At 47.4% G+C, this 24,741-nt stretch carries 18 protein-coding genes and 1 other annotated feature; of the genes, 1 reads left to right on the forward strand and 17 read right to left on the reverse strand.

Annotated elements, in window-relative coordinates; all coding sequences use genetic code 11:
- Nucleotides 1-8: 8 nt before the first annotated feature.
- The 4 genes from PEL01S_RS26470 to PEL01S_RS26485 form a co-directional block, all read right to left on the reverse strand.
- Nucleotides 9-572 (reverse strand): 4Fe-4S dicluster domain-containing protein, encoded by a 564-nt coding sequence (locus PEL01S_RS26470; RefSeq protein WP_010496945.1) that lies wholly within the window; start codon nt 570-572, stop codon nt 9-11.
- Nucleotides 569-2,746: a molybdopterin oxidoreductase family protein gene (locus PEL01S_RS26475; protein WP_063177964.1), complete on the reverse strand. Its 2,178-nt coding sequence runs from the start codon at nt 2,744-2,746 to the stop codon at nt 569-571. Before PEL01S_RS26475 ends, PEL01S_RS26470 begins: the two co-directional genes overlap by 4 nt.
- Nucleotides 2,733-3,773: a hypothetical protein gene (locus tag PEL01S_RS26480; RefSeq protein ID WP_063177966.1), complete on the reverse strand. Its 1,041-nt coding sequence runs from the start codon at nt 3,771-3,773 to the stop codon at nt 2,733-2,735. The genes PEL01S_RS26475 and PEL01S_RS26480 overlap by 14 nt, the downstream gene beginning before the upstream one ends.
- 74 nt (nt 3,774-3,847) lie before the next feature.
- Entirely contained in the window at nt 3,848-4,987 is a 1,140-nt protein-coding gene (locus PEL01S_RS26485; protein WP_063177968.1) for a TIGR04053 family radical SAM/SPASM domain-containing protein, read from the reverse strand.
- A 103-nt stretch (nt 4,988-5,090) separates the two neighbouring features.
- On the opposite strand from PEL01S_RS26485, the gene PEL01S_RS26490 reads away from it, so the two are divergent.
- On the forward strand, nt 5,091-5,456 hold the full coding sequence (locus PEL01S_RS26490) for a group I truncated hemoglobin (protein WP_063177970.1): 366 nt from the start codon (nt 5,091-5,093) through the stop codon (nt 5,454-5,456).
- A gap of 67 nt (nt 5,457-5,523) precedes the next feature.
- Here PEL01S_RS26490 and PEL01S_RS26495 read toward each other — a convergent pair whose 3' ends face one another.
- The 13 genes from PEL01S_RS26495 to PEL01S_RS26555 all read right to left on the reverse strand — a co-directional run bounded on the left by PEL01S_RS26495 (nt 5,524) and on the right by PEL01S_RS26555 (nt 24,493).
- Nucleotides 5,524-7,026, reverse strand: coding sequence for a nitrate/nitrite transporter (locus tag PEL01S_RS26495; protein ID WP_063177971.1), 1,503 nt, complete (start codon nt 7,024-7,026; stop codon nt 5,524-5,526).
- Nucleotides 7,027-7,387: 361 nt separating this feature from the next.
- Nucleotides 7,388-9,313, reverse strand: a complete 1,926-nt coding sequence (nrdD, locus tag PEL01S_RS26500; protein ID WP_127462385.1) for an anaerobic ribonucleoside-triphosphate reductase — start codon at nt 9,311-9,313, stop codon at nt 7,388-7,390.
- Between the two features lie 45 nt (nt 9,314-9,358).
- Nucleotides 9,359-10,018 (reverse strand): radical SAM protein, encoded by a 660-nt coding sequence (locus PEL01S_RS26505; protein WP_127462386.1) that lies wholly within the window; start codon nt 10,016-10,018, stop codon nt 9,359-9,361.
- Between the two features lie 142 nt (nt 10,019-10,160).
- Complete coding sequence (gene ric / locus PEL01S_RS26510; RefSeq protein ID WP_127462387.1) at nt 10,161-10,877, reverse strand: iron-sulfur cluster repair di-iron protein; 717 nt, start codon at nt 10,875-10,877, stop codon at nt 10,161-10,163.
- Between the two features lie 246 nt (nt 10,878-11,123).
- Nucleotides 11,124-12,455 (reverse strand): radical SAM/SPASM domain-containing protein, encoded by a 1,332-nt coding sequence (locus tag PEL01S_RS26515; protein WP_127462395.1) that lies wholly within the window; start codon nt 12,453-12,455, stop codon nt 11,124-11,126.
- 85 nt (nt 12,456-12,540) lie between these two features.
- On the reverse strand, nt 12,541-13,272 hold the full coding sequence (locus tag PEL01S_RS26520) for a YwiC-like family protein (RefSeq protein ID WP_127462388.1): 732 nt from the start codon (nt 13,270-13,272) through the stop codon (nt 12,541-12,543).
- Nucleotides 13,273-13,374: 102 nt separating this feature from the next.
- Entirely contained in the window at nt 13,375-15,270 is a 1,896-nt protein-coding gene (locus PEL01S_RS26525; protein ID WP_127462389.1) for an arginine--tRNA ligase, read from the reverse strand.
- A gap of 56 nt (nt 15,271-15,326) precedes the next feature.
- Nucleotides 15,327-15,591: a binding site (T-box leader), on the reverse strand.
- A 99-nt stretch (nt 15,592-15,690) separates the two neighbouring features.
- Nucleotides 15,691-17,166: a protein adenylyltransferase SelO gene (locus PEL01S_RS26530; protein WP_127462390.1), complete on the reverse strand. Its 1,476-nt coding sequence runs from the start codon at nt 17,164-17,166 to the stop codon at nt 15,691-15,693.
- 1,059 nt (nt 17,167-18,225) lie between these two features.
- Nucleotides 18,226-18,663, reverse strand: a complete 438-nt coding sequence (locus tag PEL01S_RS26535; protein ID WP_127462391.1) for a hypothetical protein — start codon at nt 18,661-18,663, stop codon at nt 18,226-18,228.
- Nucleotides 18,617-20,083: a P-loop NTPase fold protein gene (locus PEL01S_RS26540; protein ID WP_127462392.1), complete on the reverse strand. Its 1,467-nt coding sequence runs from the start codon at nt 20,081-20,083 to the stop codon at nt 18,617-18,619. Before PEL01S_RS26540 ends, PEL01S_RS26535 begins: the two co-directional genes overlap by 47 nt.
- Nucleotides 20,084-21,302: 1,219 nt before the next feature.
- The gene (locus PEL01S_RS26545) at nt 21,303-22,421 is read right to left on the reverse strand and encodes an HNH endonuclease signature motif containing protein (RefSeq protein ID WP_163767575.1); all 1,119 of its coding nucleotides are present in this window, start codon (nt 22,419-22,421) and stop codon (nt 21,303-21,305) included.
- 241 nt (nt 22,422-22,662) lie between these two features.
- Complete coding sequence (locus PEL01S_RS26550; RefSeq protein WP_255320168.1) at nt 22,663-23,214, reverse strand: hypothetical protein; 552 nt, start codon at nt 23,212-23,214, stop codon at nt 22,663-22,665.
- Between the two features lie 217 nt (nt 23,215-23,431).
- Entirely contained in the window at nt 23,432-24,493 is a 1,062-nt protein-coding gene (locus PEL01S_RS26555) for a suppressor of fused domain protein (protein ID WP_127462394.1), read from the reverse strand.
- Between the last annotated feature and the right edge of the window lie 248 nt (nt 24,494-24,741).

The raw sequence follows: 24,741 nt of genomic DNA on the forward strand, positions 1-24,741 counted from the left end.
CAGACGGTTCAGAACAGCTTCTGTATTCCTTGAATAATACCGGGAAGGCTGATTTGTACACGGGTCTCCCCTTCCAGCGGCTCGAACGGCTGCCGGCTGGACACCCATTTGCCTACCCGATGACGTTCCCGCTTCTCGGCCAACTCGTTCTCGTCGATCCACTGCAGCGTATTGGTCGGGCAAACGGATGCGCACATCGGCGGGATGCCGTCCTTCGTACGGTCGTAACAAAGATCGCATTTATACATCAGGTTCTGCTCTTCATCGAATTTCGGAATCCCGTAAGGACAGGCAATCGTACAGTTCTGACATCCGATGCATTTCTCGACGAGCGCGGACAGCACCGCGCCTTCTTCCGTGATCTGGATGGCTTGCGCCGGACAGCTTCTGGCGCATGCCGGATTGACACAGTGCAGACACATCAGCGGAATCGTCTGCCGGTCCACAAGCGGATTAACATCATAGACATAATTGCGGTTCCGTTCGTCGTGACCGCCGCATTGCGTACAAGCGGCAAGACAGCTTCGGCAGCCGATGCAGTTATCCATTTCGATATACAATAGTTTTTTCACAGCAGTGCCCCCTTCGTCCCATCCGCCAGCTTCTCAATCTGGGCTGCACAAGCTTTAAATTCCGGCATTTTCGACATCGGGTCCAGCGCGGCAATGGTCAGCAGGTTGATCGACTGTTCATGTCCGAAATGATAAGGCACGAAAACGGTATCCTTACGTATGGCCTCGATGATCTTCACTTTAAAGTACGCTTCGCCGCGCCGGGTATACAAACGAACGATTTCTTCGTGCTCGATACCGTACAGCTTGGCGGTTTCCGGGTGTACTTCGACGAACGGTTCCGGGCACATATCCCGCAAAAAGGGAATTCTCCGCGTCTGGTTCCCGGATAAGTAATGATAGACGACCCTGCCGGTGGTCAGCCTGAGCGGATACTGTTCACACGGCTCCTCCGCAGGCGGCCGGTAAGGAAGCGCGCATATTTTCGCTTTGCCGTCCGGATGGTAAAACTTTTTATCCAAAAACATATAGGGAGTTCCTTGATCCTGCTCGTCCCGGCACGGCCAAAATACACCGTTTTGCTTCTCGATTTTATCCCACGTCGCCCCGTAGTAATCCGCATATCCGCCTTTGGAGGCTAGCCTGAATTCCTCCGCAACTTTGCTTGCCGTCGTCAGATGACGGAAATATTGGCCTCGGCCGAGACGCTCGGCCAGCTCCACCTGAATCTGCCAATCCGGCTTCGACTCGCCAAGCGGCTCCTGGGCTTTATTGATCTTGATGATCCGGCCCTCCAGGTTGGTCACGGTGCCCTCATCCTCCGACCATGTTACGGAAGGAAGAACGACATCGGCAAATTCCGCCGATTCCGATAAGAACATATCGCAGCAGACCATGAAATCCAGGCTTTTCAGCGCCGCGCGGACGAAGTTTTGATTCGGCGCGGAAACTGCGGGATTGGAGCACAGCAAGTATAAGCCGCGGATCGTTTTTTCGGTCATCAATTCGAACATTTCATAAGCCGAAACGCCAGGCTGCGGCATTTCTTCCGGCGTAATTCCCCAGACACTGCACACTTCCTGCACGTGCTTCGGATTCGTGATTTTGCGATAGCCCGGAAGCGCATCCGCTTTCTGTCCGTGCTCCCGGCCGCCCTGACCGTTTCCTTGGCCTGTAAACGTGGCGACGCCGGATTTGGGCCGGCCGATTTTGCCGGTCACCAGGCACATGTTCGTGTACGCTGATACGTTGTCCGTTCCTTTATGCTGCTGCTCGATCCCGCGCGCGAACAGGACGACAGCGTTCGGCGCTTTGCCGTAGATTTCTGCGGCGCGGATCAATTTCTCCGGTGCCACTCCCGTAATTTCACTCGTATACTCCGGGGTAAACGCCTTCACGACTTCCATCGTTTCTTCGAAGCCGTTCGTATGCTCGCGAATAAACGCTTCGTCCGCAAATCCTTGCTGGATAAGCAAATTCACCATGCAGTTCGCGAGCGCCAGATCGGTGCCGGGCTTGAGATCGAGATGGACGTCGGCCCGTCTCGCAATCGGGGTTTCCCGCGGGTCCGCAACAATCAGATACCCGCCGCGATTCTGTACCTCCCATACCCGGAACATCGAGGTCGGATGGCATTCGGCCGTATTGCTTCCGGCAATAAACAAGCAATCCGACTGGTGAATATCCGTCCACGGCAGCGTAGATCCGCGATCCACCCCAAGGCTGCGCATGAAACCTGCTGCCGCACTGGACATGCAGAATCTGCCGTTGTAATCGATGTAGCGCGTCTGCAGGCCGACGCGGGCAAATTTGCCGGTCAAGTAACATTTCTCATTCGTCATGGACACGCCGCTGAACACGGACAACGAATCTTTGCCGTAGTTGTTCTGCAGTTCCTTGAACTTCCGCGCAATCAAGTCATAGGCTTCGTCCCACGTCGCTTCGCGGAAGCCTTCCTTCGTTCCTTTCTTCGATGCGTCTTCCCGGATCAACGGCCGGAGCAGCCGGTCGTCATGGTTCGTTTGCTGGTAAGCCGTCACGCCTTTCGGACACATTTTCCCCAGATTCACCGGAAAATCGTACCGCGGCTCTACGCCGATAATCTTGTTACTATCCGTATCCACCCTTAAATTCATGCCGCACTGCATGCCGCAGTAAGAACAGTGGGTCGGAACCAGCTTTTCCTTCGGATGATGCTTATTTTCAATCTCGCGATAAAACTTATCCTTTTGCATTCTGGTTCGCCTCCTTGACCTTGATTTCATGGGTTGGGATACCCGCAAACCGCGACATGCGATACTTCCGCCGGCAAGGTAGGCACAGCTCCGCCAGATGAAAGCCTTCGTCCATCTTGAATTCGACGCCGCTTTGCTTCAACACTTGAATAACATCGTTCGATTGCTCGACCGAAACAAATCCGGTGCCACACACTTTACATGCTTTCATTTCCTTCTCCCCATAGTGCTCCCGGTAATTTCGGGCCAGCACGCTCATCGGCCGGAACGGAATATGCGCCAGTTTACCGAATGGAAGGTAAATTAATGTAAGTATGACAGACCATTGATGAATCAGCGTAATGACCGGATGGCCCCAGCCGTGCAGGAAAATATTCACCCCCGTGAGCATCAATCCCGTAATGCTGATGAACAGGAGCAGGTACAAGGGGAGAAAATCGTATACGAACGTTTGCTCCGCTCTTGCCTGCATGTTCTTGATGCGCCGGTACAGCGCCATGCATACGCCGGCGATGACCATGAAGGCTGTAATGTTCAGTGCGTTGTAAAACAAGAAGGCAATCCAGCCGTCCGCTTGGACCCGCATGATGTCGAGGCCGAAGCCGACAACCGTGTAAGTTCTGTTATCTTCCATCGTAAAGTACATCCAACCGAATACGAGCGGAAACGTAACCAGGCAAGAGAGAATACAGCCCCACCCCAGCAAAATGTGCTGCGTCCAGCGGTAGATGCCGCGGTTCCATATAAACTTGTAGGTGGCCAAATGCTCAACGGTTGTTTGCGGAGTGCTTCTGCGAAACAGCAGCCGAAGGCCTTTCTTCATGATGACCTTCGTCGGCGGACGCTCGGCCCAGGCGATAAACCGGTAGAAAAAGCCGCCGATAAAAACAACCGTACCGACCATATACCCGTATAAAGCCAAGTCAATATGAGTAAAAAAACGGGAGCCGATATACATCAGAATGATGAGACAAACAACCGTAAAGAAGTAATTCTTAGCAAATTTAGATGCAAACGCCCGGTCCATGTGATGACCTCCATAATTCATTTTTGGTCACTTTCATTAAAGCATCGGTCTCTCCCCACTGACTGTGACGCAAATCACAAGTCCGATCCAAGAGGTGAATTTTGTTCAAAAAACATCTTTGACTCCGCTGCAAGGGCTTTCGGTACATACGCACAATAGGGATCGCTTTCCAGATAATCGCCGGTAACGGCATAGGCTCTCGCCCGCGAGCCTCCGCACAATGCCTTGAATTCACAAACCCCGCACTTGCCCTTTAACAACGCTTTATCACGTAATGCGGTCATGACCGGAGAGCTGCGATAAATGTCCGTTAGCGGCCGCTCCCGGACATTGCCGCATACGACAGGCAAAAATCCGCTCGGGTAAACATCTCCGATATGGCTAATAAACACAAACCCATCTCCGTCGTTTACCCCCTTAGGCGCGCGTCCGAGAAAATCCGGGCGTTTCGTTCCGATGGCCGCAGCCTGCTCGCCTAAACGCTGCTTTTCCTGCAGGAGAACCCGCCGGAAATGGGGTGCTTCCGTTGCTTTTACACCATACGGCATCTTTTGCTGGATGTGACACAGCCACTTCATCACTTCTTCGTGCTGCTCCGGGGTGATGATATCTTTCACCATCCCGCGTCCGGTGGGCACAAGGAAAAATACGCTCCAAAGCACAGCTCCCATCTCCTTGACCTTGTCCGCGATCGCTTCCAGATCATGAAGATTATAGTGGGATACGGTCGTATTCACCTGAACCGGGATTTGCAGTTCCTTTAAGTATTCGATCCCTCTCATCGTGAGATCGTATGATCCTTTTGTTCCGCGAAAATGGTCATGAATCTCCGCACAGGAGCCGTCGAGACTGAACGCCCACCGCGACAGCCCGACTTCCTTCGCCTTCCGGACGGCTTCGCGTGTCACCTTCGGCGTGGCGCTCGGCGTCATAGAGACGGCAAGACCTCGCTCTTCGATCGCATAGCGGGCAAGCTCGAACAGATCGGGCCGCATTAACGGATCTCCGCCGGTAAAGACGAATAGCGGGTTATCCATTTTGGCGATCTCGTCAATGAGCTGCTTCCCCTCTTCGAAAGACAGCTGTCCGGGGTCCGCTCCAACCTGTGCCTCCGCTCGGCAGTGCAGACATTTCAAAGCACAGGCCCGGGTGACTTCCCATATGACGATGAATGGATTTTCGTTGTAATCCCTTTCTTTTATAAGGGGCTTCAATAAGATCCCTCCTTCTCATTTGCCATCTGGAGAGAAAGCATGAATATTTTTATTGTTCCGAAGCATCCTATTCGTTGACATATTGTGACTCAGGAGGTTTCTTATGGAAACAACAAATAGCCTTTACGAAAAAGTTGGCGGAGAACAGGCCATTTCCAAAGTCGTCGATTATTTTTATAAGCTTGTATTGGCGGATGATACGGTGAACGAGTTTTTTAAGAACACTGATATGGAGAAACAACGGCGCCACCAGACCAAATTTATCAGTTTTGCGTTAGGGGGGCCTAACCAATACTCGGGAAAATCCATGGCCAAAGCTCATGAAGGCATGAACCTGCAGCCGGCTCACTTTAATGCCATCGTTAAGCACCTGCATGATTCACTTGCGCATTTCGGCGTCAGCGAGCCGGAAATCGAACAAGCCTTGTCACACGTGGCCGAGTTAAAAGACGATATTCTGTATAAGTAGGGAATGAGAAGAAAGCTGAGAAAGACCGCAGATTTGCATAGGTCCGAAGCTTTCTCAGCTTCTTTGTTTATTTATTTCTTAGCTCTGAAATGTCGCTGAACATCCCCGCGTAATGTTTTATTTCGCCGGCGTCGTTTTTGATCGCGCTGATCGTCAACCATTGAAGGTACTCGTCGCCGTTTTTCCTCCGGTTCCATATTTCTCCCTGCCAGAAGCCCTTCTCTTTGATCGTTTTCCACATTGCGGCATAAAAATCCGACGGCTGTTTGCCCGATTTTAATATGCGCGGATTTTCCCCAATGATTTCCTCCTGCGTATAGCCGGTCACTTTGGTGAACGCCGGATTCACTTGCCGGATCGTGCCCTTCAAATCTGTGATAATAATGGCTTCCGCCGTATTTTCAATAATTTCCGTTGCCAAACGAAGCCGGTCTTGATAATACATCCAGAACACAAGAACAAGGCTGACCAAAGCAAACTCGGACAAGGCCATGAATCCGATTGCATAGTGGCCCGTCAAGCTTAATAACGAAGCGAGAATCAGAGGCGGGAAAAATCCCCCAAGGCCGCCCATGGCGGAAACGATTCCGTTCACAAGCCCGGCCTGCTTCAGGAAATAAAGGGGCACCAGCTTGAAAATCGTGCCGTTTCCCGTCCCTGCGCAAACCGCGATCAGCAGACAACCGACGGTATAAAGCTGAATGTCCGGCGAGAAGGACAGCAAGATGCCGGATAAGGTCAGCCCACCGAATACGAACATCAGAATGACGAAAGAATTGAACTTGTCGCCCAGCCATCCGCCGATCGGCCGTGCCGCCGTCGCGATCGCGATAAACATAGCCGTTCGGAAGCCCGCGTCCGCCTTGGCCAATTGAAAGTGGCTGACGAGAAAATTCGGTAAATAGATGGTGAATGCGACGAAGCAGCCGAAGGTGATAAAATAAAACAGGCTGATCGCCCATAACCGCGGATTGCGGTATATTTCCTTCATCTGCTCCCGCACCGGGGTCACGACCTTCGGCTCCTTGCGATCGCCGAGAAAAACATGAAGAAGGACAAACACGGCAAGCAAAATCAAATACAGTTGGACGGTGGCCGACCATCCGATCGAGCCTGCGATAACGGGAGCACCGAATGCCGACACCGCCGTCCCGAGGTTGCCGATGCCGTAAAGCCCGTTCACGGAACCGTGCTTTTCCTTCGGATAATATTTCGGCAGCGAGGTAACGCCGACCGAAAATACGGCGCCGCCGATGCCGAGGAAGAAACCACCGATCAGCAGATCGACGAACGTCGTTGCTTGGCTTACATAATAAACAGGAAACAGCAGCAGAACAAAACTGATGGCGAACAGCTTTCTCGCGCCGTATTTATTCGTCCAAAAACCGATCGGAATCCGCAGGACCGAACCCAAAATCACGGGCACGGCCGTTACCCAGGACAATTGGCCCGGAGTCATCGGGATGTCCGACTTGATGAAAGGCATGAGCGAAGACAGAATCACCCAAACCGCAAAACCGAGAATAAGACTTACCGTCTGCAACGGCAATTGTAGCTTTCGAACATCCATCCTTTTCCCCTCCACTTCATAATCAATCGTCATCGTTCCAATTTCATAAAGTTCATTTCGGGCTTATGCCTGAGGCACAAGACGTGGCTGCGGCGCAAGTCAGCAACCGGCGCACCGCCTCCCCTTCCAAGTGTAACGATGCCTCCTTTACGGAATGTTCTTTTCAATGGGAACATCCTGAAAATATCACTTCTTATCATTTCATCTCTGTGATTCAAATCATCATAATCCGTACTTATGTAGTGAAAAATGATTCATTTTCACATAATTTTCACAAAATATTCGAAACGTGGCGGTATGTTATCCTGCGCCCAGATGATTGTTTTCTTCCAGGAAAGCTGCCACGTGCGCAGTTCATCGGTTACAGCTCTTCAACCTTAACTCGCTTTCTCGTATTCCAGTCAAACCTTCTCGCTTTGCTCCAGAAGTTGAACTCCCCGTGATAACAGCCTTCCTTATCCACCTTGATGCTTTTTCTGGAGATCATCTTTACATAACCGATCACACGACTGAAGGTGGCGATATCGTCACTGCCGCAAACCGGACAATTCCCGATATGCTTTCCATCCTGCGCCACCAATTGCCGATTGCAGCTTAAGCAGCTTGTAAGGGTAGGTGTAAGCGTGATGTAGTTAATCGGCTTTTCGAATATGTTGCTGAGATATTGCGCAAGTTGGCCCGGTGCAAGCTTGCTTTCCACAAAATGATGGAGAATGCTTCCCGATGTGGCGTACCCCTGAAATTCCGCACTGTTTTCGATTTGCTTGAGGAAGTCTTCCTCACTGAACGGAAGCATGCACCCGGACGTCAGGTATACGTTATCGTCACTTCCCTGAACATAGACATGCCGTCCATGCTGTTTCCCCCATTTCAAATCATGCCGGGCGAGCTTGATCGCTGCGTTCTCCCCGGGAGCATATTCAATCCCGCAGGCCACTTTATCCCGCACGATGAACTCATTGATGATGTCAGTCATCGCTTGCATGAGACGATGAGCCAGCCTCTTGCCGTCCTCATTCAACAATCCGCCTTCAAATCCCATATTATGCAATCCCTCGTGCATACCGGTCACGGCAAATACGTTAAAATAGTTTTTCAGATCGTTGTTGAAGGCGAAAAACGTCGGGTACAGCTCTTTATTTCTTTCGATCCATGCCCTTTTGGCCTGATGGCCTTGCTGCATGAGTTCGAGAACTTCTCTGATTTTATCCAAGAGTAGAGATTCGTTATGTCCGAATTCCATCAGCATTCGATTCAAGTTAAGATTCAACACTTGCACGGCGCCGGTCGATCCGGTAGAGCTGCCAAAAATGCCGCTTCCGGCTCTTGAAAGCACGGACAAATCGATCTGCAGCCTGCAGCATAAGCTTCGGCTCGCTTCCGGATCGCGCGGTTTCAACAAAGGGTTGCGTTTTTTGTAATATTCATTTTCAAACGGTTTCGTCCGGAAGTTTTCAAAGTAAACGCCGCCCCAATAATACATTTGCTCCAGCAAGTACAGAAACAACTCGTCCTGAAAATTAAAATGATCGTCAATTTGAACGGTAATTAAAGGAAACGTAAACGGAATCCCTGTTCCCGTCCCCTCTTTCATCACATCAATAATCGCCTTGTTGATCCGGTCAAAATAGATAGGCGGAATATCTTGATATTTGATATTTTTGGTAACGCCTCCGATCATGACGTATTCGTTTTTGATTTCCTCGGATGGTTTGCCGAATTCCATCGTGATGTTCGAAAATGCGGATTGCGAGCCTCCGCGCAGCGGCATGTTCATTTCCCATATCAAGCCTTGAAACAACTGCTTCAGTTCGTGATCCGAATACGCTTTACCGTTATCCAATTGTTCAAAATACAGGTAGGATGCAGCTATGGTGGTCAATTGGGACAACATCACCGCGCCGGACACCTGCTGCGACATTAGAACGATGACGTTGCTGACGTGTCTTAACAAAACATCCAGCTTTTTCGTCGGTTTGGAGGACAGCATATTTTTGGCCAAATTGGGGATTCCCATCATCGCGATATCTTTGCATCCGACGCTCATGCAGTACGGGCTTAATTGCTTATCGTGTATGTATACAACGCCTTCTTTATAGAGCTCCGTCAGTTTGGACGGCAATATGTGCGACAGCAAAAATTCCTCTTCGGCAAAGTTTGTAAGATTGTGGCGCAGCAGGGGCAGAGAGTACACAAAATTGCTATTCTCCCGTTTTAAGTAGTCCGATTTTTTGTCTTCGACCTCCGAGGTGAATTTTTCGATGATTTCGTTAAAATGATTAAACATGCATCCGTTCCTCCCTGACTACGATCGTTTTGATTCCATTCCCGTTCAAGCCGAATAATAAAATTCGTTTAATTTATACGTGACCTCGCTGTTGTAACGCTCCTTCAGCTCATCGACATAGCTGCGAATTTGTTCAAAATACTCCTCGCTTAAAACAGGATATTTTACGGTACGCACCTGACTGAAAGGACTATTGTGCCGAATGACCAATTGGATCGCCGACATCATGTTTTGAACCAGCGCAGAGGTAGGAACGACGCCGAGAACGGCTTGATAAGCGGCCATATCGACGTTCTTATCGAAAGCATGGTACGGCAATTTCATATCGATATGAATCCCGTCAGCCAGCTCTCTCTCCAGCAAATGGCGTATTTTCTCAGGAAACGTGCCGTTCGTGTTAATGATGATTTTGCCCGGGAACCCTTTCTTCAGATCCGTAAGAAACAAGGTGATTTCTGTAATATTTCCCATTAAAAATTCCCCACCGCTGAAGATGAGGGCATCGAATAAATAGCCGTTCATCTTGATTTGTTGCAAAATATCACCCGCCAACAAATAATGCTCATGCTCGGGTGTAACCAATTCATCATAGTTATGACATCCGAAGCAGTGCAAATTACAGCCGGCAAGAGAATGGATCACTAAAGAGGTGTTCCCCGGCAGATCGTCAAAAGTCCGAATCATGATTGGATAAAATCGTAGCACTTTCCCGTTAACCTCCTCTCTGAAACTATCTATATATGGTGTTTTCATTATCATTTTATCACTATATATAGTATATTTCGGTGATACAAGTCACATAAAGAGGTCGCCTTGCATAGACGACCTCTTCTTGGAAATCCGCTTGTTAGGACTCGTTGGCCGAATTGATCACACGCTGGAAAAGAATGTTGTTTTCCAAGTGGATATGCTGGAACAAATCCGATTCCAGCTCGTGCAGCTTGTGGAAAGCTAGCGTGTAAGTCCGGCATGCGCCGGCCGGCAGCTCGTAATCGCTCGTGACGGCTCTCATCTCATGCAGGAGATTGCCGACGCCGCTGTGATCCGCCTCGAGCTCCCTAATCGCATTCGCCGTTTTCTCCGCAAGGGATGGGGACGGATTGTGCTCCAATTCTCTGATTAACGGAAAGACAGTGGCCTCCTCGGCGATCAAATGCTGTTCAAGCTCCATTTTCATCTGATGGAAAAGCAAATGAAGCTTGGCAAGCTCACGGCGTTCCGGACCGTGTACCCGCAAAATTTTGGTGACGAATTCGCTTAATACAGGGAGCTCCCGTTCCAAATATGCGTGGTGGGTGGTGACGATATGATCGATCAACCGACTCGACGATAGCTTGCTCCAGTCTGTGTTGGGATCGGGTTTTTGGTTCGCTTCCGTGTAGAACCGGTTTAGTTTCTCGAGGAAAGCTTCTTCCTCGATGTTTTTCTGTCTTAGCGCTGTTGTCAGGGGACGCCCCCCGCCGCAGCAAAAGTCGATGCCGTGCTCCTGAAATAAGTTGCTGGACCCGGGAAACGCGGTCACGATTTGTCCGATCGTTTCGGAACCGTTAAAAGAAGTGTTCATTAGCTTGACCTCCTTTTGACATGACCGTTGATCCTTATGATCATGTTCTTGTCTAAATTGTAATGCAACGAGCATAAGCCTACTGTGTTTACAATCACGTTTTTTTCTGCTCTCCTATAGCCCAAAAATTATAGCCCCAAAATGAAAAGTCCAAGGTTCGTTGCCGGTAAGCAACAAAACTTGGACTTTTTCAGAACTGTCGTTGAACCTGCTTAAGCGAGATTTCCAGGCACCGACTTCAATATTTTACCTGTATTCACCGCTTGCGCGGTTGTTATGGCCGGACGAATCCACTTCATGTTCTTCTCCACCTCCTTTGACTTGATCTTTGCTCTTCCCGATCAATTCCAGCACGTGCTTGATTTTTCTTTTCTCATGCGGGCAAGGGCGCTTCCCCGTTCGCATCCGGTACAACGGGCAATGGTTGCCCTGACAGGCGGGGCGGAAATAACATGTGCGGCAAACCGGGTCTCGTTCTTCGCCGGAGCCCGTCCATCTCGCCATTTTGTCCATATCCAGAACCATGCTTCCGTCTGCGTGAAGCTGCCCGACATGATTCACCGGGTCGTCCAGCGCAACCGAGCATTTGTACAGCCGTCCGTCCGCTCCAATCACGAACGCATTGGGCTTGGCGGCATAACAGACGGCTCCGGACGGCATAAGCGAATCGATAATCGTCTCGCTGAGCGGCAGTCCGCGTTCCACTCCAAGGCCCGTCAATTCCCACAGATGCGCATCCGATGCGGTCCGGTCACACACGGGAATCCGGTCGTCGTTTCGTCCGCCCCACCGGCCGACCGGCCGGATCAGCAGCTGAAACCGCTTGTCTCCCGCGAACCAAGCGAAAAGCTTCGTCAGCAAATCCGGCACTTCATCCGCGTTATCCTCGTCAAAATTGATTCGAATATCGACAGCAAACGAAGCATCGACATTACGTAGCGCCTTCAAATTGCCGATGATTGTTTCGAAAGTTCCGCCGCCTCCGCGAAGGCACCTTCTCCTGTCGTGTACCGTTTCCGTACCATCCAGCGTCACCATGAATCGGCGCACGTTCCGGTCAAGCAACTCCATAAACCGCTCTTTCGTCAAAAAGTATCCGTTTGTGGACATGTCTACGGAGTAGGTGATTCCGTTTTTCAAGCAGCTTTCCAGGAAAGAATCCGACAATTCAACGATCGTATCGGGAACAAGCATCGGTTCGCCGCCGAACCAGCTGACGGCAAGATGCTCGATGCTTTCGGCAGCTTGCCGGACGTACGCTTTTAAACCGTCGATCGTCTCGCGCGTCATGGCGCCACGGGGAAAGCTCTGGTAGCAATACGTACAGCGAAAGTTGCACGCTTCCGTAGGCATGATCACAAGATGCATCGATTTCGCTTCGTTCAGAGCAGCGTGCAGCTTTTGCGCCTGCGCAAGCTCGTCCGTCACGTCCGGCACCAAAAATCCGGCATCGCGCAGATCGGAGGCCATTCCGGACAATTCCTCATGGCATGCGCCCTTCCCCAGTACTCTCAGGATTTCTGCCTCTTCGTCCGGTTCAAAGGCGGCCATGGCGCCGGAATAAGAGTTGTAAATCATCCCTCCTTTTCCGTCCCATCGTACGATGGTGGAATAGCGGGAAGGTATCCAACGGTTTGTCACTTGTGCCAATCCTTATCACCCTTCATCGTTGAATGAGCACAGCGGAAAGTATTACAAACAGTACCGCACCTACAATTTCAATCATTCCCGCCTTCGAGGGCCGCATCGGCTTGCCTGCGAAAGCGAAAGCCCGAGCAGCGGAAAACACATAAGCCAGGATCATCCACGGATGGCCCGCCGCCCACAAGACGAGTGGCAGCAAAATGTGATACGCTCGCGTATAAGCGATCCAGCGCTTGTTCTCTCTTTCGCGAAAGATGGCCTTCACAAAAAAGACGCTGCTTGTAAAATACAAAAAGCTGAACAGAACGACCGACGCCATCATCCGGTTCCAGCCTCCACCGCCCACCAGATAAGCGGCGGCTCCACTAAGGCTGAACATGAGGATGGCGCAAAGATCGTTAAGCAGCGCCCTTTCCGATTTGTGTCTCGTATGCCATATGTTCACCGAAAGCAGCGCAAGAAGAAGCGGGCCGAAAACAAGCAATGCCGGATGGCTGACAAGCGACGGCACCAAACAACAAGCCGCCAGTAAACCGTAAATCGTCCCCCATGTGATCCAATGCCGCCGATTAGCTTTATTTTTCATGGACTGAAGAAAAGGATAAGACGATAGATAGAGAAACAGCCATCCCATTAATAACGGCAGATGCATCCACTGCGGCTTCCCGGCGAACAGGCCGAGCAGAAAAGGAACACTGACCATCGCCCAACCGCCGTGTTCATGAGGAATCACGATACTTCGCTTCTTCACGGGACAGTCGCTCCTCTCGCACCTTATTGCATAACCATCATATAATTGTCTCCCCCGTCCGCTCTATGATATTGTTCACTTGTCTTGTAAATGACCTGTCGTCTACATCCGGTTCGGGGTCGGCAAGCCGAGGATGGACAGCCCGTCGTGCATCGTGTCGCGATACCGTCCGGCCAGCCATAGACGGAACTGCTTCACCCCTTCGTCCGCCTTCAGAATCTCGCACGTCGCATAGAAATGGTTGAAAAGCGACGCCAGCTCATACAAGTACGTACAAAGCACATTTGGTGCCAAGTCAGCAACGACTTCCTCCAAGGTCTCCGGCCAGTAAGCGAGCTGCTTGAGAACCGCATATTCCTGCGGCGCAAGCCCCTCCGCGGCCGAAAATGCCGATATCGTAGAGATGTCGCTCATCGCTGTGTCCGTCAGGGTACCGCCTTTGTCCAAAATGCTGCATGCTCTGGCATAAGAGTACATTAAATACACGCCGGTATTGCCGGAAATCTCCGTTGCCTGATCTAAATCAAACACCACTTCCGTCTGCAGATGGAATCTAAGCAAATAGTATCTGATCGCTGCCGCTGCAATCGAACGGCTGTCCAAGCCTTCGTGCTGCGAGCGCTTTGCTTCGATGACAGCTTCCATATGCGCGACAAGATCCGCCACTTTGATGCCGATCCCCTGTCTCCCGGACATCGGATACGATGACCTGCCGTCGGACGTGTCGACGCCAAGACTTTCGGCCGTCGCCCGGCTCAGCGACACCACCCCATAGCTCACGTGATGCAGTTGAGCAGCTTGCTTATCGTACCCCAACGCCTGCAATGCCTGCTTCACCATTTGCTGCGGGTACTCCTGGCGATGATCGATCACGTTGACGACCATATCCGCCCGCCCAATGTCCTGCTCCACGCCTTGCGAATGCGTAGACCATACCCCATCTCCGAAGGGCTGGTAGCGGAATTGTTTATCGAGCAAGCCGAATTTCCACATGTGATAGGCAATATCTTTGGCCGTATACGTCAGTATGCCGTTGGATCGTACCAGCACCTTGTCACTGTGAAATTCCGGCCGGCCGGCTGGATCGCTCTCCTCCACCGTTTGCTTAAGCACCCAACAGCCGGCCAGCTTGCCCTCGCTTTCCTGGCGGAACAGATCGGTTTTTTGCAGCCTCTCAAACGTTTCCTGCCAGAAGCCTTCACGAACTATGCTGCTCTCCCAGACCAATACATCGTAGTCGATTCCAAACTGCCGCATGTCCTTCAGGTGCTCCCTGACGATTTGCTCTGCCACCAGCGTACCGAGCCAGGCGATATTGTTATGTCCCAACTCCAAATGATGCAGTACGTTCGCCCGCTCCTGCTCCAGCTCGGGCTGCTCGCGGTATTTCCGGTTGATTTCCGCATAGACGTCCCAGCAAAAATCGCCAAACCGGGAATGCTGCTGCTGGATCGACGTCCGCAATACTCCGACAACCGTATCGGCCAGTTGGTTGCCCAAATCGTCGATGTAATTGTGAACCTCAACCTGATGGCCCATCCGCTTAAGCATTCTTGCCAAAGTATCGCCTATGCACGAATTACGTAAATGTCCGATATGCGCCGATTTATTCGGATTAATCGACGTATGCTCGATCAACACTTTTTGGCGGTCATTTTCCGGCTGAAAGGCATCCTGGGGGTGCGAGTTAACGATCCAGCGCTCCCAATGAATAAACAAATTCACAAAACCCGGCGCCGCGACCTCGATGCGTTCGAACCATCCCGCAAGGCCCGGATGATCAACGAGCCTCGCCTTGATTTCGTTAGCGATCGTCAAAGGATTTTGCTTGAGCACGCGCACCAGCTTCATGGCCAGATTCGTGCTATACTCCCCGTGCCGGTCATTTGCGGGATGTTCAATCACGACCGACAGTTCCTCCGGTACGGAATGCCCTGCTTCCTGAAGAAGCTGCTCTGCAATGTCTTCAAGCGCTTGATGAAGCTGCTTATGAATCATTTTCCCGACCTCCATATGGATAAATTTGCAAAAATCAAAAAGGCTCCCGTCTCCAAAAAAGAGACGAGAGCCTATTGCTTCCCGCGGTACCACTCTATGTGCAAATCGCCAACATGGCGATTCACCGCTTAATTGTATAACGGTCCTTGACCGGATCTGCCTACTGCGCGTCGTTCCGAAGGCGTGAAGCCTGCTTGACGAGTTCGGTTCGGCAAATCATATCCCGGGTCCGCTTCATCCAAAACCAACGTACCGGCTTCCACCACCCCCGGCTCGCTGCGACTGTTCGTTCTGAACTACTGTCCCGTTCATTTATGTTTGGCTTATTCAATTTGTGGCACGATATTTAAAAGTAGTTATACCTAAATTGGAACGTATTGTCAAGAACCTTTCATTCAACAGCTGTTCCAGATGAAACGATCACGTGCCGCAAAAAGTGCGGTAAGGACGGTTGGATGGCTCGGGCAGCGTGCAGTATTCCGCCTGCTCGGGAGTGTGTGCGTACGGATTCGAAAGAGCCTGCACAAACCGCTCCATGACGCTGTAATCTCCCTCCGTCACCGCAGCGTCCAACGCTTCTTCTACCCTATGGTTTCGGGGGATGATCGCGGGATTGCTGCTGCGCATCAACTGCTGCGAGGACGCCTGCGGCTCTTGTTGCCTGCCTCGTCTCGCCTGCCACAGCTCATGCCACTGCGCGAATTCCGTCGTTCCGTTGAACGCCAAATCCTCGTGCTTATCAAACGTTAAGGCCCGGAACGTATTGGTATAGTCCGCCCGATGCTTTTGCATCATGACGAGAAGATCCTTCATCAGGGCTTCGTCCTCTGGCTCTTCGTTAAAGAGGCCCAGCTTCGCCCTCATTCCGGCAAGCCAATGACCGGCAAACTGTTCGACAAAACCGGAAATGGCATCCTCCGCCAGCCGAACCGCCTCATCTTCGTCGTCATGGAGCAGCGGCAATAACGCTTCGGCCAATCTCGCGAGATTCCACGCGGCAATTGACGGCTGATTGCCATAGGCGTAGCGGCCGTGAACGTCGATGGAGCTGAATACCGTTGCCGGATCGTAGGCATCCATGAAAGCGCAAGGACCGTAATCGATGGTCTCTCCGCTCAAGGCCATGTTGTCGGTATTCATCACCCCGTGAATAAAGCCGACGAGCTGCCATTTGGCAATCAGCGCGGCCTGCCGCTTGATCACTTCCTGAAACATGGCAAGATAGCGGTTCTCCGCCGCGCCGGCTTCCGGATAATGCCTTTGGATGGTGTAATCCGCCAAAGTCCGCAGCTCCTCGACGGTGCCCCAATTGGCAGCGTATTGAAAGGTGCCGACGCGTATATGACTGGCGGCTACGCGGGTCAGAATCGCACCGGGCAGCTCGGTTTCGCGGAAAATTTCCTCGCCGGTCGTCACCACCGCCAAGCTGCGGGTGGTCGGAATGCCGAGCGCATGCATCGCTTCGCTGATAATATATTCACGCAGCATCGGTCCAAGCGCCGCCCGACCGTCACCGCCACGGGAATACGGCGTTCTGCCCGATCCCTTAAGCTGAATATCTACCCGCGTATTGTCGGGGGTAATCTGTTCGCCAAGCAGCAAGGCCCGACCGTCTCCCAGCATAGTGAAATGCCCGAATTGATGTCCTGCGTAGGCCTGAGCAAGCGGCGCGGCCCCTTCGGGAATACGATTGCCTGCAAACACCGCTACGCCATCGTTGCCTCGTAGCGCCTCGGCGTTCAAGCCAAGGGATGCCGCTAATCGGTCATTCAGAACGGCCAGCTTCGGCGAGCGGACAGGGGGTGGCTCAAGCCTGGAAAAAAACGTTTCCGGCAGACGAGCATAGCTGTTGTCGAAATTCCATCCCGGATCTATGATTGCTTTGTTCTCAGTCATCGGATCTCCTTTTTACCGTTCAAAATAAAGCCGTCGCTTTAGTGTTTGTTTCTACCAGTTTATTATACACTTTCCAGCGCGTTTACTGCAGCTTAAATTGCAGAAAACCCAGCCTGGGCCGGGTTGGGTTACAAATAAAAATGTTCAAAAAGCATCATGCAACTGATCGTATCCGTTAGCGGAATGATTTATGATACGGTTCTCCCCACGTCACTCACTGGTAAAAGATTCCCTAAAAATATCGTCTTCTATGAACCAGCAGACGATATTTTTAATGCTCTTGCGAGCTGCTTCTACGCGGATTTCCTTTATAAGCGCCCGCAGTAACGTTCTTTTTTCTTCATTGGTGCCTGTCCAAACAAGTTATTGAAGTTTAATAATGCCTCGGTGATGATCTCTTTATTGATGGTCATTTTAGACTGCGACTTTTCAATTTCTTGCTCAGGGTATGAAATCACTTCCTTGCACTTACTCGACATCTTCCGATAGACAAATATAAACCGAAGCAACTAATTCGTCATTGTAATAGTCCATATCTTGTTTCTCTGTTTATCCAGCGCTTCCTTAAGCAGCCGCGTTGTATATCTAAGTCTCTTTCAAGTGCGAATGAACCCTGAGACTCTTCACTCTCGAGATGATTCCAAAATGCCATTCACAACCTGATCTTCAGCAAGGTTCTTGCGAACAAATTCCTTCTTCAACAAGTTCCTTACGGATTAAGTTTGAACTGCACTTTGTCTTTCCTTTTGAGTGGTGCCCTGATCCTCCCTTTCTCCTGCTTACTATCCAGTCTCGAAGTTTACCCCAGTTCATGCATCCTGTACACTTCTCGTTACTCAGAATTTTTTTTCTGCGTTCACGCTAAAACTTTACCCCTTTAATTGCTTAATTAGAGCATCACTTCCCGACTGTAAACTCTGAATTTCACTGACGATTTTCTGGCGCTCCGGTGTCTTAAACGCTCTAGGACGATCTTGCAATGGTGTCTGGCAATAGATAGAAGCATAGAAGTCAGACTTAAAGATGACGCCCATGCTGGGCGTAAATAAAACGAAGGAGTTACAGTGGTTTTCCACCCCTGGAGTTCTCCAAATGTTCGCTACATTTTTTAAGTGCCTCTACAACCTCTTTTAGAATATCAAGTTTCAATTTATCGACAGTTATATTTTGTAGTTTTATTTCTAATCCATTAGCAAATCCATCAAAAATTGGTTTAAGATTATAATAGTACTGCCCTGCGTTCGAAATCCTCATAAACCGTTGATTTATTATAGATGTTAAAAGACGTATATTTTTATTTTTGAGTACCACAATGTTTTCGACAAAACTCTCAGTAGGAATTGATTGAAAGAATTCGGGGTTTTGATCAATTTTTTTCCAAATCGGTGTAGAAAAGAAATTGTTGTTGGGATCATTAAGAGCATTAAAGAACTCATTGATATTATTTTCTTTAACCTTTTGAATATATTTGCTTCTTTTCTGTATCAAATATTTCATCAAAGTCAGGATCATTTCCGTATGTGCTTGTGGCATATTGATTTGAAAATTCGTTAACCATACTGAAAGTATCAGGATGATTTTTTAATGACAACTCAAGTCCAGTTTTTAATTTTTCTTTGTAATCGATTGGTAATTGAATGTATTCTTTAGCAATGTGTTCCTGAAGGTTACTATATATTGCTAGATATTGACTAGGTGTATATTTACCGTAAGAAGCATAATTAAGAACTTTTTTGGATATAGCAGATAATCGGTCTAACTCCAAATTATAGTAATTAAAAAAATCGTCAAGACTTTGATCCCATTCTTCTTTTTGTTTCGTGTAATAATCCATTTCTTTATTAAAAAGATCTTGGTCAAATGTTCCATTAACAATGAAGTCTAGTATCGATTTAAAGAATTTCCACTCTACATTGACGTTGTAAAGATATTTTTTGCAAAAAACACCTGAATAATTAAGTTCACTATCATCATTGACTTTTCTTATCTTTATAAAAATTGAATAGATTTCTCTTAATTCATTTAAATCGTATTTTTTGTCTCTAACAGGCAGTATACCTTTTTTAAATTCGTTTGATATTGTTAAAGTGAACATAAACATTGCTCGTGCCATTTGGTCGTTCATCCGAGTGAGTTTAGTTGTCTCAAACACAGTTGAAAATAATTCAAACACAAACCGAATTGTACGCAAATTTTTACATTGTGCTATATTGATCATTCTTAGAATTTCATCTTTATCACGCTCTATATATTTCAATGCTCCTGCATATTTACTTTTTATTGTGAGGAAAGATTTTATATAATCAATAATTGTACTTTCTAAGTCATGCTCAAATTTTACGATTCGATCAATGAATTTTTCTTGAACTTCATTAAATTTGCCGCTTATTTTCTCTTTATCTGCAACCAGAATGACTTTGTTATAATTGTGTTCAATAAAATTAGTATTAATATATCCAAGAACGGTCTCTATCTTCAAGCTAGGATCAATTCGCTCTAGGTCATCAAATACGATCACACAATTATGAAAGTCAAAAAGATTAGTTGCATTGTCTCGCAATTGTTTTGAGGCTACGAAAGCTGACTGTTGAATCAATTTCCCCTTAACTGGGATGTGTCCGGCTACCTCGAAGGCTGATTTAACGAGACCATAAGCGACATTAGCACTTTTAGTCGGAGATAATCTTGCCAAAATGACTTGTTCTGTAATCCAATCCAATTTATTTAACCCGTTAAGTGAAATATAGATCATTTTAAAAGGCTTATTTTCGTATCCTAATTTAGCTTCTAAGTGATTCTTCAAATCATTAAGTACAAAATATGTTTTTCCAATCCCCCATTCTCCGTCTATCATGATTGCGTAGTTCGTATTTTGCTTTTCAATATATTGGTCAATGATATTGATGATCTCTTTCATGACTCCTCCATGAAAAGTGTAGATTAAATTATTGGCGTATATTTAAAACATTTGCACATTATTGGAAAGTCGAATATGAATTTTTTATCTAAAATTCAAACGGCATCTCTACCGTTACGCAACCACCTTAGCTAGTTTTACTGTCCAAAAGAAGCCCTCGATAGTAAAGACAATAACCTATTAAGAGATGAAATAATACGTTGTTTAACCAAGGCATAATTGGTGATATTGAATAATGCTACTCAAACTCGTTTTTAGAGTTCTTATTACTTCAAAATCTTTCTAATCAAAAATAATTGATATTTGACTTTGATCTGATGCACCTTCGCAACACTCTAAATATTTAATCTATAAGAAAAGCTGTTATTAGAAAAAGATAATCTTTAAGGTTGAATTATCAAAAACGTTCAGATGTACTTTAATTGCGTGCTCATTTACATCGTAACTATAATCACTAAGTTGAAACGAGTATTCTTTTTCTATAATTTTCTTTCTCTGAACACCGAGTTCATTATAAAATAATTATTGAAGTTCATGATCCATAGATATCTTCCTCCATCACAAGAGCATGAGAATCCGGATTAAATATCGCAACCACCTTCATCAAAAATTACTCAATGCTCCTAATATTCGACATCTTCCTGGAAATTCCTTTATGTAATTTTTCGTAACATATTATATCAAACTTTATTGTTACAGACGTAGAATCCAAGCCGACAAAGCTTGGGTTCTCTGTGATTATAGTTTTAAATCACTACTTTTTCACCAATGACACAGCATATACCAAGAGGTCGCAGGTTCTTTGACAGGAATGCTGTTACTAGGAACCTACTAAATTTACTTTCCTAAAATAAACAAAAAGCTCATGCTTATTGAGCATGAGCTTTACTATCGTTTTTCCAGATTTTAGGCAGCCTCGATTATTTGTCAACACGGTATGTATCGAGTGATTATGCTCCCTTCTGGATATTTAGCATCGCAGCGTCAACCTTCAGTTTTATTTTCTGCTTGTGATACGGTTCACCTCGTTTGGGGCTTCGGCAACGATTCGACAGCACAAAAGGCTCACTCCAAACTTTATTATTAGAGATAGAATCCACACTATCAGCAGTGTAGTCTACTGCTCCAATTTCCCCGAAACCACGTCTACGTTCCAAGGCCTGTTAGGCCCGATGCGTGAATGCGGTCTTTATAAGAAATCGGCGGCATCACTGAATAATCAAACAATTTCATCTTCAGATTCATCGTCAAAACAGTTATCATCATAATCACATTCATCATCTTCAACGTAACAATGACTATAATATGTCGAGAAATAGTCTGGCCTATTAAATCCCGTACCAAGTGCAAGAGCAGAGCAAGTCAGAACCAAAAATTCCCCATCAATCTTTATTGATCTAACCAAACAATATACGGTCTTTACACTTCTTCCAGACAAATGACTTCTTGAGCTATCGCTATTACAATAAAAGACATCAAATTCAAATTCCACTTTTATTCCTTTTGCTTTCCGATAACCAAGTTTTATTTGTTGATTACCTTTTACCTTATTTGTTTTACTTCTAAAGTAGAAAACACCTTGAATTAAAATAAAATCCCCTGGCTTAATCACCGAAGTTATAGCCTTCCTATTCCAAATTCGGTTTAATCGAATAAAGTGTTTCTTATTAATGATCATTAAAAATAACGTCTTCAGATAATGATACAAATATGTACCTTCAAAAAAATCTAACCAATAATCTTTTTCCTCTATCCTCGTTTTTGACCAATTTTCAAGCGGCAATACAAGCCCTTCAGCATTAATAAAACCATGCTGCAGGGCATACCGATAGTACTTCGATTCTGTCGGGTTGATTTTTAAGTTGTCCACTAATTCGTAAACTCTACCCATATTGAAATAATCATAAAATGCACCATCTGTATTATGAATATTCAAAATTGTCTCAACATCTTTTTCCTTTATAGTTTGAATCCATTTCTGTTTTGCGTCACGAATCCGTTCTGTGGTCAAGTTTAAGCTCAATTCGTGTTTACTATGTGCTTTGTCATGATGTTCTAAACATAAAACTACTAAATTCTCTTCGGCGTGTGACCTAGACTCTTCCCATGGCACAATATGGTGGATAATAATAGATTTTGAACTGTCTCTACAAATACAACATGTATATTTAGATTCAAATAAAATCTTTCTGGCAACAATTTCGGGAATTGGAGGTCTGGATTCACTTAAAATTAACTCTATCGATTCCAAAGAAAGTCCAAGTTCATTCAAATTCTGTTTACTAATTTGTTTTAATTTTCCTAATGTAAATCCCTTTGATATTAATTGATTTGCCAAACTGGAGTCTACGTGTCTTTGAATTATGCTGTATACGTTGATTTCACAAACATCTCCCCCATTTTGAACGCCGATTGCTTATAACGTCTCTCGCATTTACAAACTCCTGAAGGGAGTTATCCGCGACTCCTCTCTTCCCCGAAAATGCTTCCAGCAAACCAAGGGTCGTCTCCACACAGTGGGAATACGATATTAACTAAAGCTATTGTCGTCTTCTTCAAATAAGATAAGCTTAATTTTATTAGAATTCTATCTCCCTATGTTCGGTTTTATAACCTTTATCATAGTATTCAATATATATTATTCTATTTTTATAATTAATTTCATAATAAATCCCTAATGCATATCTACAAACATGCTCTGGCAAAGTTTTTCCGTCAAAAGACCATATATCATCATATCTATCTTTCGTTAAGGCAATCAATCTATGTTTATCATTATCCTTCTCTTCTTGTTTTCTATCAGATTTTTTCATTTCTACTGCAATCAAGTTATCTTGATTGATAATATTACCCCTACTGTGAACAATGAGATCACAATTTATCTTTACTATAATTTCCTTTGGTCCACGAATGGTTTTTAAGTAGGTTTTAATCTTCCCATTTTTGTTACGATTGTATTCCACGTCTACTTTATAGTCTGCAAACTCGGAGTTTTGCAATAAGTTACTTAAATGTATCATTAACGCGCCACACAGCGTCCGTTCAGATACCTTTGAAAGCAGTAAGTCCAGATCACTTTTTAAGAACAGTTCGTTTGCATTCTCAAATAATTTTATTAGCCTTTTATTCACTGGTTTCCTCCATAATGTTTTCTTTGAGTTGACGCAGCAATTTCAGTCAACGTCTCTCGCATTCATGAAATCTCGTAGGAGCTTGTCCGCCATTCTAGCCTAATCCCTGATTAATGGTCTGCTATCGGCAAAAAAAGAAACCGCCGGCAGGACGTTTGTCTCGCTGGCGGTTTGCACTTCGCCGTTTCGATCATGCAGCCATCAGGAGCAGGCAGCTTTAACCGATAACCTCTACGACGTTCCCATCGTTATCCTTAATGTGTGTTTTTACAATTTGAATGGCAATTCCCGGTAAAGCAGAGAGCTCAATTACGCTTTCTTTCGGCAGCAATTTCCGGCTAAATTCCCCGGCCGTCACCTCATCCAACGTGAGTCGGACCTCATCCTCTCCGGCTTCGCAACCCGGCTTCTCCCCCGCTTCAAATACGACCCGGATTTCCCGGCTGACCAGTGTCAGATCTTTCCCCTTCAGAATGCGCCCTTGAAGCAATTTTCCGATGATTCCAGCTTGCTTGGCTCCCAGCTTAAGCGTAGAAGGCGTCTTGCTAAACCAGCCCTTCTTCCCAGTCTCCCAAGCCAATTGATCGACATATAAGAAACCGGTATTCGACCCTTCCTCCCGCATGCCTTTCTGCACGGCTTCCGATATGACAGGAATATCCAGATGCGAGGCCCGCGCCAGATCCGTGATGTAATGAGGCATATGATCCAAACAAACGGAGAGCACGCCAAGCGTATTCCACGTTTGCATCGCTTCGAGCTCGTCGCGCGTGATGCCGACCATCTGCAAAAATTCCACCCGCCCGTTCGGCGTATCGATGGCCGGAAGCTCCGGGTCCTCTACGAAGGCCAAGGCGGTCAGCAGCGTATCGGCACCCAGGCATATCGGGCCGTTGGCATCCAGGTAATCGCCCGATCTAAAAATATTGCCGCTGTTAAATACGTATCTTCCCATATTTTGCAACAGGTTCAGCGCCCAAGCCGGAGGCTCTTCCTCTTCTTCCTCGCGCGTCAGCCGAAACGTCAATTCGAATCCATAGCCGCTCTCTTCGGCATTGTCCGATTCCTTATCGTAGAGCTCCGTAAATCCATAAGTCACGAAATGCCAATGCGGCGCAGGCTTGTCCGCCTTATACACACTGATTCCATCCAGCGGGTCTTGGCCCCCCAACGAATAGGGAAGGATCGTTCCGTAATGCTTCGGCTCCTGATCCCCGTAAAGCCTCGACATTTCCCGATCAATGGCATCCCAGCCCGTTGTGTTTGCTTCTTCGTTCATTACCCGTTCCCTCCCAAAAGTTCAGCCCGTGCTGCCATAGCAGGCGTTTGGAGCCATGTCCCATCTATCTTTCATCGCTGTTCCCTGCATAAAAGTGTACGAGGGCGGCAATTCGCCGTTCCTTCAGCGTCAAGTTAACCTTGGGCGTAAAGAAACGCTTCTAACATGGTAACCCCAGTTGGAAATTATATCAATACTACGATATTCCCGGTTTAAGTTGAACACTCCCGCCACCTGCGCTAATGGCG

It is taken from the genome of Paenibacillus elgii NBRC 100335 (assembly GCF_004000865.1).
Lineage (GTDB): Bacteria > Bacillota > Bacilli > Paenibacillales > NBRC-103111 > Paenibacillus_G > Paenibacillus_G elgii.